The organism is Paenibacillus rhizosphaerae, from assembly GCF_014192015.1.
Taxonomy (GTDB): Bacteria; Bacillota; Bacilli; order Paenibacillales; family Paenibacillaceae; genus Paenibacillus_AQ; species Paenibacillus_AQ rhizosphaerae.
In genome coordinates this window covers 690,751-705,693 of record NZ_JACHXJ010000003.1, presented here as the reverse complement: position 1 = coordinate 705,693, position 14,943 = coordinate 690,751, and the positions used below count along the sequence as shown (strand labels likewise).

Below are 14,943 nucleotides of genomic sequence, written 5' to 3'. Positions count from 1 at the left end.
TATGAGCATGAGACATACCATTGCCGTTCTAGTGAATGACCAGCCGGGCGTGCTGCAGCGGGTATCCGGACTGTTTGGACGCCGCGGCTTCAACATTGAGAGCATTACGGTCGGGCAGTCGGAAGAAGCGGGGCTCTCCCGCATGGTCATCGTCACGATCGGTGACGACATGACACTGGAGCAAATCGAGAAGCAGCTGTACAAATTGATCGATGTCATCAAGGTCATCAACCTGAGCTCCAAGCCAATGGTGGCGCGGGAGCTGGCGCTGATCAAGGTCAGTGCGGAACCGGCGGAGCGTCCGGAAATCCTCGGCGTCGTGGAAACGTTCCGCGCTTCGGTCGTCGATATCGGAAGCGGCAGCATCATGGTGCAGGTTGTCGGGGACTCCTCGAAAATCGACGCCATGATCGAGCTCTTGAAGCCATACGGGATCCGGGAGCTGTCTCGCACCGGGGTCACCGCCATGATTCGTGGAAATGCATAATCATACACATTAAATTCCCGCTAAAGAGCGGGGGTTTGAGAGGATCATATCCCGAAAGCGGGACAAACCGGGTGCAGGGTCCTTTGAAACACCCGCTCTTTATGAAGGGTTCTTTTTAAAAACAAAGGAGGATTTATTCACATGCCAGTTACAACTTATTACGAGCAAGATGCAGAACTCAGCGCTTTAAAAGGAAAAACCGTTGCCGTTATCGGATACGGAAGCCAAGGTCATGCCCAGGCGCAAAACCTGCGTGACAGCGGTGTCAAGGTCGTTATCGGTCTTCGCGAAGGCAAATCTTTCGATAAAGCCAAAAACGACGGTTTCGAAGTTCTGTCCGTTGCCGAAGCAACGAGCCAAGCGGACGTAGTACAAATCCTGATGCCGGATGAAACTCAAGCGTCCGTCTACAAAAACGAAATCGAGCCTAACCTGAAAAAAGGCGCTGCGCTTATGTTCTCCCACGGCTTCAACGTTCATTTTGGACAAATCGTCGCTCCTAAAGACTCCGACGTGCTGCTGGTTGCTCCAAAATCTCCAGGTCACATGGTTCGCCGTACGTATGTCGAGGGCTTCGGGGTCCCTGGGCTCATCGCCATCGAGCAGGACGCTACTGGCAATGCGAAACAAATCGGTCTCGCCTATGCAAAAGGTATCGGCTGTACCCGCGCAGGTGTTATCGAAACCTCCTTCCGTGAAGAAACCGAAACGGATTTGTTCGGTGAGCAGGCTGTACTTTGCGGCGGCGTAACCGCCCTGATCAAAGCCGGATTCGAAACGCTGGTTGAAGCCGGATACGCTCCGGAAATGGCTTACTTCGAGTGCCTCCACGAAATGAAGCTGATCGTCGACCTGATCTATGAAGGAGGCATGGCTAACATGCGTGACTCCATCTCCAATACGGCTGAGTACGGCGACTATGTAACCGGACCTCGCATCGTAACGGAAGAAACGAAGAAAGCGATGAAGGAAGTGCTGTCCGACATCCAACAAGGTAAATTCGCCCGCGACTTCATTCTTGAGAACCAATCCAACCGTGCATTCCTGAATGCAACGCGTCGTAACGAAGCTAACCATCCGATCGAAGTTGTCGGCGGTCAATTGCGCGAAATGATGCATTGGATCAAGAAATAACATACGGCACTCATCCATCAATAAAAAAGGCGGATCCCCGGATTTAGTGGGGATCCGCCTTTTGCATTTGTGAAGCAGTGATGTAAGCTGATAAGCCGATGATGACTGCCGCACGCGGTACGACATCCGCAGGACGCGCCATGTACAGGTTCCCGGAGTCCTGGGAAGAGTGCGGCATTCACTTATCCTGCGAATTTCCGTCAGCCGTGTACGGCTATTACGCCCGTTTACCAGGCATACGCCTCGGGAGCGGCGCCACCCGGTCCCGGGAAGATTTCATCGAGCCGCTTCAGCACGGCTTCATCCAGCTTGATTTCGAGCGCACCGAGGGAGCTTTCAAACTGCTCCAGCGTGCGCGGCCCGATGATCGGCGCCGTTACGGCCGGATTGGTCAGCAGCCAGGCAAGCGCAACGTTGTCCTGCGGCTCGCCGAGCTCATTGCACAATTCGGCAAACGCCTCGAGCTTCTCGCGATGCTTCTCAATGCGCTCCGCACTTCCGCCGCTGCGCGTGCCTTCCAGCTTCTTCAGCGCGTTGCGTCCGAGCAATCCGCCGTCGAGCGGACTCCACGGGATCACCCCGAGGCCGAGGCTTTGCGCGGCCGGCAGCACTTCCAGCTGCGGAAGGCGGCAGTTCAGGCTGTATTTATGCTGCTCGGACACCAGCCCGAGGAAATGGCGGTTCTTCGCTTCGCTTTGGGCGATGGCCAGCTGCCAGGCAGCAAAGTTGCTGGAGCCGACGTAGCCGATTTTGCCCTGGTGCGCCGCGATTTCAAAAGCGCCCCACAGCTCGTCCCAAGTGACCTTCGGATCGACATGGTGCATTTGGTACAGCTCGATATGGTCGGTCTGCAGGCGCTGGAGCGATCCTTCCAGGTGTCTGCGGATTTTGTACGAGGACAAGCCACGCGCCCCGTTCGGGCCGTCCGCCGGGTCGTTCATGTCGCCATGAACCTTGGTAGCGAGAACCACCTTTTCGCGGCGGCCGCCGCCCTGGGCGAACCAGCGGCCGATGATGGTCTCGGTCAAGCCGGAATTTTCGCCCCAGCCGTAAATGTTAGCGGTATCAAAAAACTGAACGCCGGCGTCAAGCGCCGCGTCCATGATGCGGAACGCTTCCTTTTCGTCCGTCGCCGGACCGAAGTTCATCGTTCCCAGGCACAAGCGGCTGACTTTTAAACCCGATTTTCCCAAATACGTATACTGCATGAATCCGTTCAACTCCTTTGCGATTGAAGAGTATAAGTCCAAACAATATCATTGTACCCGGATTAATCAGGAAAAGAAATGTGCCATGTTAAGGGCAGGTATAGAATAAATTAATCCATGCGGTCTGCTTATAGGAAAATACTATTAAGGTCATAGATTCTATATCTTGGTCAATGCTCTCCTTCATGTGTTACAACAGTATATAGAGAATTAGGACAGTGAAAATGAGGTACCTGTACCTGGAGGAGTGACTGATATTATGGCAGAGGTTAAAAAGATTGCAGTAATCGCAGGGGACGGCATCGGGCCGGAGGTTGTCGCGGAAGCGGAGAAAGTGCTCAAGCGCACGGAAGAGCTGTTCGGCTACTCGTTTGAAACGGAGCATGCGCTGTTCGGTGGAATCGCGATCGACGAGAAAGGAACCCCGCTTCCGGAAGAGACGCTGGCGGTATGTAAAAATGCGGACGCGGTGCTGCTCGGAGCGGTAGGCGGACCGAAATGGGACAACAATCCGAAGGAGCTCCGTCCGGAGACCGGCCTGCTCGGCATCCGCAAGGCGCTCGGATTGTTCTCGAACCTGCGTCCGGCCGTAGTGTTTGACTGCTTGAAGGACGCCTCGACGCTGAAGCCTGAGGTGCTGGAAGGCACGGACCTGATGGTCGTGCGCGAGCTGACCGGCGGCATTTACTTTGGTGACAAGCTGAGACGTCAAGGCGAGCAGGGCGAAGAAGCGGTGGACACTTGCGTGTACAATGTGGCGGAAGTGGAACGGATCGTGCGCCAAGCCTTTGAAATCGCCCAGAAGCGCCGCAAGAAGCTCGCCTCTGTCGACAAGGCGAACGTGCTGGAAACTTCCCGCCTGTGGCGTGAAGTGGTGAACCGGGTCGCTCCGGATTATCCGGACGTAGAGCTGGAGCATGTGCTGGTTGACAACTGCGCGATGCAGCTGCTGCGCCGTCCGTCCAGCTTCGACGTCATCGTGACGGAGAATATGTTCGGCGATATTTTGAGCGACGAAGCCGCCATGCTGACCGGGTCGATCGGCATGCTGTCGTCCGCTTCGATGGGAGAGGGTGCGTTCGGCTTGTACGAGCCGGTTCACGGCTCCGCACCGGATATCGCGGGACAGAATCTGGCGAATCCGATCGCCACGATTCTATCACTGGCGCTGATGTTCCGCCTCACGTTTGGATACGGCGATGCGGCAGACGCGATTGAAGCAGCTGTGGCTGACGTGCTGAATGCCGGACATCGCACAGGCGACATCGCTGTAGATAAGAGCAAAGCGATCGGCACCCGGGAGATGGGCGACCTGATCGTGGCTGCGATGAAGAAGTAATTTTCAACGCAAAACTGAGGTCGTTTAACGCTATATTAATGTAGGGATTTTTTTGGAAAGGGGGCTTCCGGGTGATCGGTAGCCCCTTTTTTCACTTCAGTCCGCCGGTGGTCCCGCGAAAAGTTCACGTTTTTTTCTTATTTATAATTATTATAAATAAATAACCTATATAATCTTGACTTTGATTTCGTCGAATGATACCATTTGAAATGTAGATTCCACTTGGGATGCAATACGATACTCAATCTAGAACACAGCAATTGTTCTTTATATTAAAGGAGGAATTTTTGACATGGCAGAACGTTTAGTAGGTAAACCGGCTCCTGAATTTACGATGGAAACTGTAACAGGTGACGGCACGGATTTCAGCAAAGCAAGCCTGACTGACTATCGCGGTAAATGGCTCGTATTCTTCTTCTATCCACTCGATTTCACTTTCGTATGCCCTACGGAAATCACTGCGCTGAGCGATGCTTACGAGCAGTTCAAAGCGCTTGACGCTGAAATTCTGGGTGTGAGCACGGACTCCATCCACAGCCACAAGGCTTGGATTAACACACCGCGCGACTCGAACGGTCTTGGAAAAATCAACTTCCCGCTGGCTTCCGACATCACGAGATCCGTTGCCAAAGACTACGGCGTGTACATCGAAGAAGAAGGCGTTGCTCTTCGCGGTCTGTTCATCATCAACCCTGAAGGCGAGCTGAAATATCAAGTGGTTAACCACAACGATATCGGCCGCAGCGTTGAAGAAACCCTTCGCGTCCTCCAAGCGCTCCAATCCGGCGGATTGTGCGCAATGAACTGGAAACCAGGCGACAAAAATCTGGTAACCAACTAATTTTTAAATATTCGGACAAGCCCCCTTTGCCTTGCTTGATGCAGGCCAAGGGGGTTTTTCATCAACTGCGGTTTTGTGTTTAGAATGCCTTTGAGAAGTTGAAACATGGCTAGGAGCGGCATAACGTCTTATTCTGACATTTATGTAGAATGAACCCATTCTATTTAGCAGGATTTGAATAGGGCGATATAGAAAAACAAAGAGCATGCATACATGATAAAACTTGGGTCTGTACAGGGTTGAAAAAAAGGAATTGTCGAGCTTGGAATCGAATACATTATGAAGAAATACGGTGGAATCCAGAGGAGGGTGAACTGGAATGAGTTATTGCTGCGGAGCAAGTATGGTTGGAACGAAAGGTACACTTAAACATTATCGCACTCAGGTCCATAATGTTCCCCTGTTGTTCTGTCCCGTGTGCCACCGGGTTGAGGTTCATTACAAGGTTGAGAATGAATACGAAATTTTGGCCGAATATGCGCATGGTGACGGAGCGGCAGAAATTGACTTTCAGGATTATGTGATCGAGGACGAAGAGACCATTTTTGAAAATGTGATCAACTGCGAGAAGGAAGATCCGAAGGACATCATTCAGAGCCAGATTGACATGGCCCTTGATTTGTTGACGGTCGCCAAGCAAATTCAAGACGAGAAATGGCAGAGCGAGCTGAAGAAAAGACTCGCGGTCATGAGCCAGCGCCGGCTGCGTCTTCAGCATAAATCATAAAATTTCATCGGATACCCGGGCCTGCCGTCGAATCGGCGGAAATCGTCCCGGCTGAGCGCCCGGTCATGACAAGGCATCAGGTACAAAAATAAATTTTTTGTGTCTGATGCTTTTGTTTTAAGCGTAAAATTTTGCAAGAGCCAGCATCCTTAATTTTACAGGAGAAACCTCTGCATAAGCGGGGACTTTTGGCCAAGAAAGAACGCCGATTGACGGCTTTCTTTTTCAGGCTGGGACCATTTTTTCTTTTTTCGACAGTATCTCTTGTTGAGTTTTCCGGCTAGCTTGTCTATGATTAAACTAATCTTTATTACTGGCCAAAAGATGGAATATTTGCCTGCTAACGATTTGCCAATTCCGTCATTTCCTTATAAAGGGGGGGCATCGTGTGAGCGAAATCCAAGAGACGTTGTTGCAGTCCCTGGAGGCGTTTCAAACTACGCAGCTTGTGAAGAACAAGTACGAGAACATTTTGGAGCACTTGGACAGTGGGGTAATTCTTTTCGACAGTGAAGGCGTTTTGACATTTATTAATGTGCAAATGGCGAGGTTGTTGGAAATTTCCCGTAAGTCGTTGACTGGACTAACCTTGCTTCAAATTTTGCGTCATCCCCAGTTAAGCCGGTATAAGAAGAAGAAGATACTGCGTATTTACCGCGAGACCATTTTTCACCGGAAAAGATACCATGAGCTAAGTGATGAAACCGGACGCCAGTGGCTTCTTACGGTCACCTACGGCGATCAAATGGACGGTGATTTTTTATTTAGTGTCAAGGATGTATCCGATTTCAAGCAGATCGAACAAACCGCCTACCGGAACGACAAGCTGGCGATGCTTGGAAAGATTTCGGCATCGATCGCCCACGAAATCCGCAACCCGCTCACGGCCATCCGCGGATTCATTCAGCTGCTGAGACCTCATTTGACCAAGCTCGGAAAAGACGAGTATGCACGCATTATATTGACCGAAATCGACCGGGCGAACGACATTATTTATGAGTTTCTGAATTCGTCCAAGCCGTCCGCGCCGCAAACGACCGTCATCCCCGTTTCGTCTTTGCTGAAGGAAGTTGTTCTGCTTACAGAGAGTGAAGCGCTGATGAATGGCTGCGAGGTCGTTTTGCTCGATGAGTCTACACCCCTTCATATTTCCGTCGATGTAAAGCAGATTAAGCAGGTCATTCTCAACATCATTAAAAATGCCATGGATGCGATCGCTGATCAGGGACATGAGCATACCGGACGGATTGAAATCCGCACGCGCAAGGACCATAAAAACGTGAATATATGTATTTCGGATAACGGAAAGGGTATGGATCATATCACGCTGAGCCATTTATTCGATCCCTTCTTTACGACGAAGGAAACCGGGACAGGTCTTGGTCTGTCCGTCAGTTACCGGATCATCAAGAATCACCGGGGATATATCTCTGTTGACAGCAAAGTAGGGAAGGGAACGGAGTTTGTGATCTCGCTTCCGATCGTTGAAATGTCCTGATTCGGCACAGCAGGAACATTTTGTCTTTGGAGTTGCTTTGGACAACGGTGGAATAATATATATGACTATCGTCCGAAAACTTGAAGACAAAGGAAGATGACGCCGATGAATGGACATCCGTTTTCCGAAGGACAAGATATTACGGTCACATGGAAGGATCATACGGAAGCTTCACAGCTCAGTATGGATGCGCTTGTTGTTATGGTTTCCCAGAAGGACTTCGAGGGGAACGCACTTTCTCCCAGTCTTGCACCCATGGTGCAGCAGCTCAGGGACAGCCGTCTGTTCGGTGCTGCCTTCAATCAAATCCACGCACTGCCTGTTCCTGATTCAAGTGGTCATCGCGCCGTCATTCTAGTCGGGACCGGCGACCGTCCGCTGACCTCCGAAGAACTCAGGTTTGCTGCCGCCCGGGCGGCAAAAACCGCGCTCAAAATCCAAGCCCAAAGCCTGGCATGGGAAGTGCCGATCACTATGATGCGATTTACTGCGGAACAGAGCACGATCACTGCCGCCCAGGCCCTGACCGAAGGGTTCATTCTGGGAGCACACCGGATCAATCAATACAAACGGAATCCTCCGGCGCACCATGGAATCAAAGAGCTGGTACTTTTTCGAAAAGGAAACGCGGATCCCCGGGAAGCTGACGAATGGCGTCAAGGCATTGTCCGTGGAAAGGCCGCGGCCGAAGCCACCTGTCTGGCACGGGATTTAACGAACCTCCCCGGAAATATGCTGGTTCCAGAAGATTTGACGAAGCATGCGCAGCGGATTGCCCGGCAGTATGGCATGGAATCACGTACGCTGGATGTCGAAGAGCAAAAGGCGCTCGGCATGGGTGGATTGCTCTCGGTTGGCCAGGGGAGCACTCACCCTCCGCGGATGATCGTGATGAAGTATCAGGGAAGAGACAGCTGGGATGACGTTATAGGGCTTGTCGGCAAAGGCATTACGTTCGATACCGGGGGCATCTCGCTGAAGAAGCGGCTCGGCATGGAAGAGATGATCAGCGATATGGCCGGAGCCGCTGCGGTGCTGGGCGTCATGAACGCACTTGGTACGCTGAAGCCGAAAGTGAACGTCGTGGCCGTCATTCCGAGCGCCGAGAACATGCCTGGAGGCAGTGCGTTTAAGCCGGGCGACGTGATCCGGTCGCTCAGCGGGCGGACGATCGAGGTGCTGAATACCGATGCGGAAGGCAGAGTGGTACTCGCCGACGGCATGACTTATGCCAGACAGCTCGGAGCGGTCCGTCTGATCGATGTAGCGACGCTCACAGGCGCCGTCGTGACCGCATTAGGGGATGTGGCGACCGGAGCGGTATCGAACGATGATACTTTTCTCCAGGAGCTGATTCTCGCTTCAAAAAGATCCGGCGAAAAAGTATGGCCGCTTCCGGCTTATAAGGAATTTTGGGATATGCTCAAAAGCGACGTGGCGGACATTCGCAACAGCACCGGAGGCAAGGGGGCTGCGATTACAGCGGGCCTGTTTATCGGCACATTTGCCGAAGGGCTGCCGTGGGTTCATCTAGATATTGCCGGAACCGCTTATGTCCAAAAAGAGCGGGGTGTGAGTCCCAAGGGAGGCACCGGGGTGATGGTTCGCACCCTGCTGGAGTGGATTTTGTCGCAAGCGGCATCCTCATAAGACAATGAACGTAAAGCGGAATCCTGAGCGGGATAGCCGCTTTATTTCGTATGCCGTCATTTGCGGTCATACGCTCCGCACAATTAACCTTTACTTTTCCGGTCACCTTCAAGTATGATGAAGGAATAAATTTTATGCCGGAAGGAGAAGCTTGTTGGATGAAAACGAACCCTTGTAAAATTGTCGATTGCACGATTCGCGATGGGGGACTGGTCAATAACTGGGACTTCAGCGTCGAGTTTGTACAAACTTTATACGCCGGACTGAATGAGGCCGGTGTTGACTATATGGAAATCGGCTACAAAAATTCACCCAAACTGCTGAAGGGCGCCGATTCTGCCGGACCTTGGCGCTTTTTGGACGATTCTTTCCTGCGTGAAGTGATCCCCCAGAAGGGCAAAACCAAGCTGTCCGCCCTCGTGGATATCGGCCGTGTCGATGAAAATGATATTTTGCCGCGTGAAGAGAGCATGCTGGATTTAATCCGTGTTGCTTGCTACATCAAGGACGTGGATAAAGCGCTGGAGCTGGTGCAGACGTTCCATGAACGCGGTTACGAAACGACGCTGAATATTATGGCTCTGTCCAACGTCATGGAGAACGAGCTGCTGGAAGCCTTCGAAATGATTCGGGAGAGTGTGGTGGATGTCGTCTACATCGTCGACTCCTACGGAAGCCTTGACCACAAGGACATGGAGTACTTGGTCGAGAAGTTCAAGAAGCATCTGCCAAATAAGCGTCTTGGCGTCCATACGCATAACAATATGCAGTTGGCCTTCTCCAACACACTGACCGCAGCAGAGCTGGGCGTAGAACTGCTGGATGCGTCCGTATACGGAATGGGCCGCGCGGCAGGCAACTGCCCGACCGAGCTGCTCGTCACCCATCTGAAAAATACCCATTACAACCTTCGTCCGGTGCTGGATTTGATCGAGCGCCTGATGATTCCGCTTCGTGAGAAGGAAGAATGGGGCTACCTGATTCCTTACATGGTTACGGGAACACTGGGGGAGCATCCACGTTCCGCTATGGCGCTCCGGGCATCGGAGGATAAGGACAAGTACGTGGATTTCTACGACAAGCTGACGACTCCGGAAGTCAACTTTGATCCGAAACACAAGTAAACCACATCATTAGATACACCAGAAAAAAGGGCTGCCCGTCACATGTGTGCGGGCAGCCCTTTTTTGGCTTCAATCGAGTCTGATATATTCGCGTTCACCGGTACGGTGATTATAATAGACCTGGTATTTATGGCCGTCTTTCGGGTCAATGAATACTTCCGAAGTCGGCGTAAACGATCCGTTCATGATGTCCCTGCTGCCCCCGCTGTCGTCCCGGCGGCGGTACCTCTTGTCGAAGAAGCGCCAGCTTACCCATAACAGCAGCAGAAAAGCGACCAGCTCCAAGGCGTATATGAGCAGAATAATGACCATACCTCCCATCAGCCGACAGGACGGGTTCTAACGACCGTGCCGTAGGCAACAATTTCGCTCATGTTATTGCCGATATCCCCGCTGTCAAAGCGCATCATCACGATGGCGTCCCCGCCCATGGCATGCGCGTTCTGTACCATCCGGTCCACCGCTTGCCGCCGCGCATCCTCAATCATCTGGGTGTACTGCTTCACCTCGCCGCCGACAAGGCCCTTGAGGGAAGCCATAATATCCCCGCCGATGCCTCTGGCTCTAACGACGACTCCAAACGTGGTGCCGAGTACCTCGATAATTTCATGATTGGCTACATTTTCGGTTGTTGTAATGATCATACAATGCCACACCCCTTAGGTATTATAATCTACAATACGGATGAAGGAGGATGAGGATTCATTTTTTTGCAAAACGACTCATGTCGAACGATGGCCCTAATGTGAAATTATTGTCTGATGTTAGCAGGAATGTCGGCATGAACGTGGAATTATTTAGCATGAAATTCATATATAAATATTTCAGAAAAAGCCCGGGGGTCAGAGGACTGCATGCATACCAGAGTGGAGAAAAGACGAACAATCAGGACGGCCTTGATGGGAATCTTGTTTTTTGTTGCAGTTCAGATCGTTCAAACTGCATTTTTATACCGTCATGATGGCGCCGGTTGGTTCAAGACGATTTATGTCCTTGCCGGCTGGAGCAGCGTAGCTGTCAGCTTTGCCGTGTTCGCCCAGGGGTGGCTGTTATTTTCGCACAAACTGTCGCGGCATAGGCTGTATACGGCTGCGCTGTTTTTGTTTCTGGCTGTGTTTGACTTTTTGCAGACGGTCAGCTTGCCCGGAATCCCTCTATTCGGCTATGCCTTAAACCAGGACGATGCCATGTGGCTGCTTATAATCTCCAAGGGGGCGTGTGCCCTCGGGCTTCTGTCGATTTATAATCTGAAAGACGCGATGGTGTCGATTGCCCATAAACGCTTCGTATTTATGATCACGTCGGTCGTGATCGTATTTGGCGTGCTTGCCTTTTTCCTGTGGCATCAGAAACTTCCTTTGCTGCTGAACCACGGCAGCATGAATTGGCTGAAGAAATATTTGGACCTGGTGATCATTGCGGTATGCCTGATTGGCATCGGATCGATCATGTACCGGGGCAGAAAGGACCGGGCCCCATCGCTGCTTATTATTATCCGGGCGCTGATTTACTCCGCTCTCGGACAGGGGCTGATGATGACGGCGAATCATACATACCAGTGGAATTACCTGTTTGGCACCCTTTCCGGCGGTGTGGCTTACTATCTGATGCTGAAAGGGGTTTACCGGCTGACGATCGAGGATCCATTCCGAGAACAGCAGCGGGTGGAGGCGCGGATGAACTATCTGGCGTTCCATGACGACCTCACTGGGCTTCCAAACAAACGCCGGTTGACTGAGCGAATTTCCAGTAAGATCAAAAATGCGGGACATGAAATGACAGGGGTCGTCGTTTTTAACGTCAACGGCTTCAAAAATATTAATGACTCCCTGGGCCATCAGGCAGGGGACCGGATTCTGCAGCTTGTCGGCGACCGCCTCAAACGGAATACCGGGTCTAGGGAGGAAGTGTTCAGCATGGGCTCCGATGAGTTCGCCATCATTCTGCCTGCGCTTGCCGGCGTGGAAGAGGGGATGGAGCGGATCCGCTATTTGCTGAAGCTCTTTGAAAAGCCCGTCGTCATCGAGGAAAACGATTATCATATCACGCTCTGCGCAGGGATGGCGGTCTTTCCGCAGGACGGAGACACGGCCGAAGAGCTGATTCAGCACGCGGACACCGCCGTTCACCATGCCAAAGATTATGGAGTTGACGTCCGTCACTTTGTCCCATCCATGCAGATGAAGGCGAAGGAGCGGCTCCGCTTGGAGAACGACCTGCGTAAAGCGATCGAGAGAGAGGAGTTTTATTTGGAGTACCAGCCGCTCGTTCATTTGGAAAGCAATGAGATCGTCGGCATGGAGGCGCTGCTGCGCTGGCGGCATCCGAGACGGGGATTCGTATCGCCGGCCGAATTCATACCGCTGGCTGAGGAGAGCGGTCTGATCGTTCCTCTAGGCGAATGGGTTCTCCGCACGGCGTGCATGCAGAATAAAAAATGGCAGCAGGCCGGATATAAGCCGATCTGCGTGTCGATCAATCTATCGATGCGCCAGTTTCTCCAGCCCCAGCTGGCTGAACGCATCGGGTTCATCCTGGAGGAAATCGGCTTGGATCCGAAGTACGTCGAGCTGGAAATTACGGAAAGCATGACGTTTGACAAGGAGACAGCCTTTGACCAGCTTCGACGCTTGAAGCAGCTCGGTGTCTTCATCAGTATCGACGACTTCGGCACAGGGTACAGCTCGCTGCATTATTTGAAGAACATGCCGATCGACCGGTTGAAAATCGACCGTTCCTTCGTCCACGAAGTGTTGAGCGATCATAACGATGCGGCGATCGTCTCCACGATCGCATCGATGGCGCATCATCTGCAGCTCAAGGTAACAGCCGAAGGCGTAGAGAATGAGGAGCAGCTCCATTTCTTGAAGGAGCAGCGCTGCCACGAGGGTCAAGGCTATTATTTCAGCAAGCCGATCTCGCCGGAGGATTTTGAGCGGACCTTTCTGTTGAATTAAAAAAGTATTGCAATCCCGCGGCTACCGTGGTATATTATTTCTTGTCTTCACAAGATGATATATCTTGAATGCAACGGGATGTAGCTCAGCTTGGTAGAGCACCTGGTTTGGGACCAGGGGGTCGCATGTTCGAATCGTGTCATCCCGATACTAGACATTCACCCTGAGAAAGTATGAGATCCGCCTTTGCGGCTTTGCTTTTACAGGTGATATGCGGGTGTAGTTCAATGGTAGAACTTCAGCCTTCCAAGCTGATAGCGTGGGTTCGATTCCCATCACCCGCTCCATATTAGTTAAAAGAAACAACGCCAATGGGCGTTTTTTTTATTTTGAGAGCGGTTGAGCAAGAGAGAACCCGCGCGCGTGGGTGCGACCATCCGTGCAGGCATCCATGAAGGAACCCGAACAGGACGCGCGTCAACATCTACCTTAGTGGCGAGCCGAAGGCTCGCTGTTGGATCGAGATGTTGAGTATTCCCACCACCCGCTCCATAAACAATAAAAGGTAACGCCGGAAGGCGTTTTTTTGTTGTTGAGCGGTTGTGTGGGAGAGAACCCACGCGCGAGGGTTCGACCGTTCGTGCAGGCATCCATGAAGGAGCCGAACAGGACGCGTGTCAACATTTACCTTGAGGGCGAGCTGAATGTTCGCTGTCGGATTGGGATAACATAAAGGCCGAAGATCTATTGGATCTCCGGCCTTTTCTATAAAATTTCGGTTACAGCGTGACGCGCGCGTGGCCGAGAAAGTGCATGACGGCGGCGAAGCCCGCGCCGATCATCGTTCCACGGCTGCCGAGCCGGGAGAAGGTGATCTCAAGCTGCTGCTTATGGTATGGAAGCGTCCGCTCCGCAACTACCGCCTGCATCGGTCCGGCCAGCCATTCACGGGCTTCGGAGAGCGCTCCGCCGATCACGATGAGCTCGGGATTGAAGCTGTTGATGAGATTGGTCACGCCGATGCCCAGGTACTTGCCCATCTGGGCGAATTGTTCCCGGGCGGCTTCATTTCCTGTGGAAGCCAGGCGCACGAGCTCGGGCGTATTATGGGCCGGCAGGGTAACGTCAGCCGTATCGTAGGTTTTCTCCGAAGCGTAGAGCTCCCAGCAGCCCCGGCTTCCGCAGGTGCAGGGCCTACCGTCGGCCTCGATACACATATGGCCGGTCTCCCCGGCGTAACCCCGTGCACCTTTGTACAGTTCCCCGCCAATGATAATGCCGGAACCGATACCCGAGCCCGCACTGATATAAAGCAGGTGGCGCACATCCTTTGCCGCACCGAAGTTCAGCTCGCCCTGAGCACCGGCGTTGGCCTCGTTATCAATGGTGACAGGCACCGAAAAGGCTTCCTCCAGCAGCTGCCGCAAATGAACCATTTCCCAGCCGAGGTTAGGCGCAAACAAAACGACGCCGTTTTCATCCACCATGCCGGGAACGCCGACTCCGATCCCGACGGTGCCGTATGGCGTGTCCGGAGCTGATTCCATAAGACTGGAGATGACTTTCTTCATGGCTTCAAGCACATAAGACAGATCGTGACGCTCCAACGCATGATCACGTTCCTCCAGTACGTTGCCCCCCAGGTCGCACAGTACGGCCTTCAGCTGCTTCACCCGCAGCTCAATGCCGATGACGGTGCCGGCCATCGCGTTAAAATGCAGCAGCAGCGGTTTGCGCCCGCCGCTGGATTTGCCCGGGCCGACCTCGGTGACCAGCTGCTGCTCGCACAGCTCGGCCACCAAATTGGAGACGGTGGCCTTATTAAGGCCGGTCAATTCCGATACCCGTGCTCTGGAGAGGGTGGAGGAATGCTTGCGGATCGTGTGAAGCACAAGCGAGCGGTTTATTTTTTTGACCAGAGCCTGGTCGCCGGTGACTTTCATGTATATCGCACATCCTTCGAGTAATCCCTTTAGCACATAATCAATTAGTCTAGAGTTATCCGCGGCAAAAAGCAACCCGAAATCACTTTTTAAAA

The 14,943-nt window shown here is 52.5% G+C and carries 13 protein-coding genes and 2 tRNA genes; 11 read left to right on the top strand and 4 right to left on the bottom strand.

Going from position 1 to position 14,943, the window contains the following annotated elements:
• Position 1: 1 nt before the first annotated feature.
• Complete coding sequence (gene ilvN / locus FHS19_RS19825; protein WP_076173236.1) at positions 2–487, top strand: acetolactate synthase small subunit; 486 nt, start codon at positions 2–4, stop codon at positions 485–487.
• A 141-nt stretch (positions 488–628) separates the two neighbouring features.
• Complete coding sequence (ilvC, locus tag FHS19_RS19820; protein ID WP_076173235.1) at positions 629–1,621, top strand: ketol-acid reductoisomerase; 993 nt, start codon at positions 629–631, stop codon at positions 1,619–1,621.
• Positions 1,622–1,848: 227 nt separating this feature from the next.
• Here ilvC and FHS19_RS19815 read toward each other — a convergent pair whose 3' ends face one another.
• Complete coding sequence (locus FHS19_RS19815) at positions 1,849–2,829, bottom strand: aldo/keto reductase (protein WP_183583543.1); 981 nt, start codon at positions 2,827–2,829, stop codon at positions 1,849–1,851.
• Between the two features lie 259 nt (positions 2,830–3,088).
• Between FHS19_RS19815 and leuB the strand changes: the two genes are divergently transcribed.
• The 6 genes from leuB to FHS19_RS19785 all read left to right on the top strand — a co-directional run bounded on the left by leuB (position 3,089) and on the right by FHS19_RS19785 (position 10,008).
• Positions 3,089–4,168, top strand: a complete 1,080-nt coding sequence (gene leuB, locus FHS19_RS19810) for a 3-isopropylmalate dehydrogenase (protein ID WP_183583542.1) — start codon at positions 3,089–3,091, stop codon at positions 4,166–4,168.
• A 292-nt stretch (positions 4,169–4,460) separates the two neighbouring features.
• Positions 4,461–5,009: a peroxiredoxin gene (locus tag FHS19_RS19805; protein WP_076173232.1), complete on the top strand. Its 549-nt coding sequence runs from the start codon at positions 4,461–4,463 to the stop codon at positions 5,007–5,009.
• 319 nt (positions 5,010–5,328) lie between these two features.
• Positions 5,329–5,736, top strand: coding sequence for a hypothetical protein (locus FHS19_RS19800; RefSeq protein ID WP_183583541.1), 408 nt, complete (start codon positions 5,329–5,331; stop codon positions 5,734–5,736).
• A 388-nt stretch (positions 5,737–6,124) separates the two neighbouring features.
• Positions 6,125–7,234 carry an ATP-binding protein gene (locus FHS19_RS19795; protein ID WP_183583540.1) on the top strand — a complete coding sequence of 370 codons (1,110 nt, stop codon included), beginning with the start codon at positions 6,125–6,127 and terminating at the stop codon, positions 7,232–7,234.
• 105 nt (positions 7,235–7,339) lie between these two features.
• Positions 7,340–8,884: a leucyl aminopeptidase gene (locus FHS19_RS19790; RefSeq protein WP_183583539.1), complete on the top strand. Its 1,545-nt coding sequence runs from the start codon at positions 7,340–7,342 to the stop codon at positions 8,882–8,884.
• A 158-nt stretch (positions 8,885–9,042) separates the two neighbouring features.
• On the top strand, positions 9,043–10,008 hold the full coding sequence (locus tag FHS19_RS19785) for an aldolase catalytic domain-containing protein (protein ID WP_076173229.1): 966 nt from the start codon (positions 9,043–9,045) through the stop codon (positions 10,006–10,008).
• A gap of 69 nt (positions 10,009–10,077) precedes the next feature.
• Here the strand turns inward: FHS19_RS19785 and FHS19_RS19780 are convergent, their stop codons facing one another.
• Together FHS19_RS19780 and FHS19_RS19775 are read right to left on the bottom strand one after the other, a co-directional pair.
• On the bottom strand, positions 10,078–10,320 hold the full coding sequence (locus FHS19_RS19780) for a hypothetical protein (protein ID WP_076173228.1): 243 nt from the start codon (positions 10,318–10,320) through the stop codon (positions 10,078–10,080).
• An 8-nt stretch (positions 10,321–10,328) separates the two neighbouring features.
• On the bottom strand, positions 10,329–10,652 hold the full coding sequence (locus tag FHS19_RS19775) for a YbjQ family protein (RefSeq protein WP_183583538.1): 324 nt from the start codon (positions 10,650–10,652) through the stop codon (positions 10,329–10,331).
• Positions 10,653–10,907: 255 nt separating this feature from the next.
• On the opposite strand from FHS19_RS19775, the gene FHS19_RS19770 reads away from it, so the two are divergent.
• The 3 genes from FHS19_RS19770 (at position 10,908) to FHS19_RS19760 (ending at position 13,252) form a co-directional block, all read left to right on the top strand.
• Positions 10,908–12,965, top strand: a complete 2,058-nt coding sequence (locus tag FHS19_RS19770) for a putative bifunctional diguanylate cyclase/phosphodiesterase (protein WP_246426693.1) — start codon at positions 10,908–10,910, stop codon at positions 12,963–12,965.
• A 74-nt stretch (positions 12,966–13,039) separates the two neighbouring features.
• A tRNA-Pro gene (locus tag FHS19_RS19765) sits at positions 13,040–13,113 on the top strand.
• Between the two features lie 65 nt (positions 13,114–13,178).
• Positions 13,179–13,252 (top strand) — tRNA-Gly (locus FHS19_RS19760).
• A gap of 432 nt (positions 13,253–13,684) precedes the next feature.
• Here the strand turns inward: FHS19_RS19760 and FHS19_RS19755 are convergent.
• The gene (locus FHS19_RS19755; protein WP_183583536.1) at positions 13,685–14,848 is read right to left on the bottom strand and encodes an ROK family protein; all 1,164 of its coding nucleotides are present in this window, start codon (positions 14,846–14,848) and stop codon (positions 13,685–13,687) included.
• Positions 14,849–14,943 lie beyond the last annotated feature (95 nt).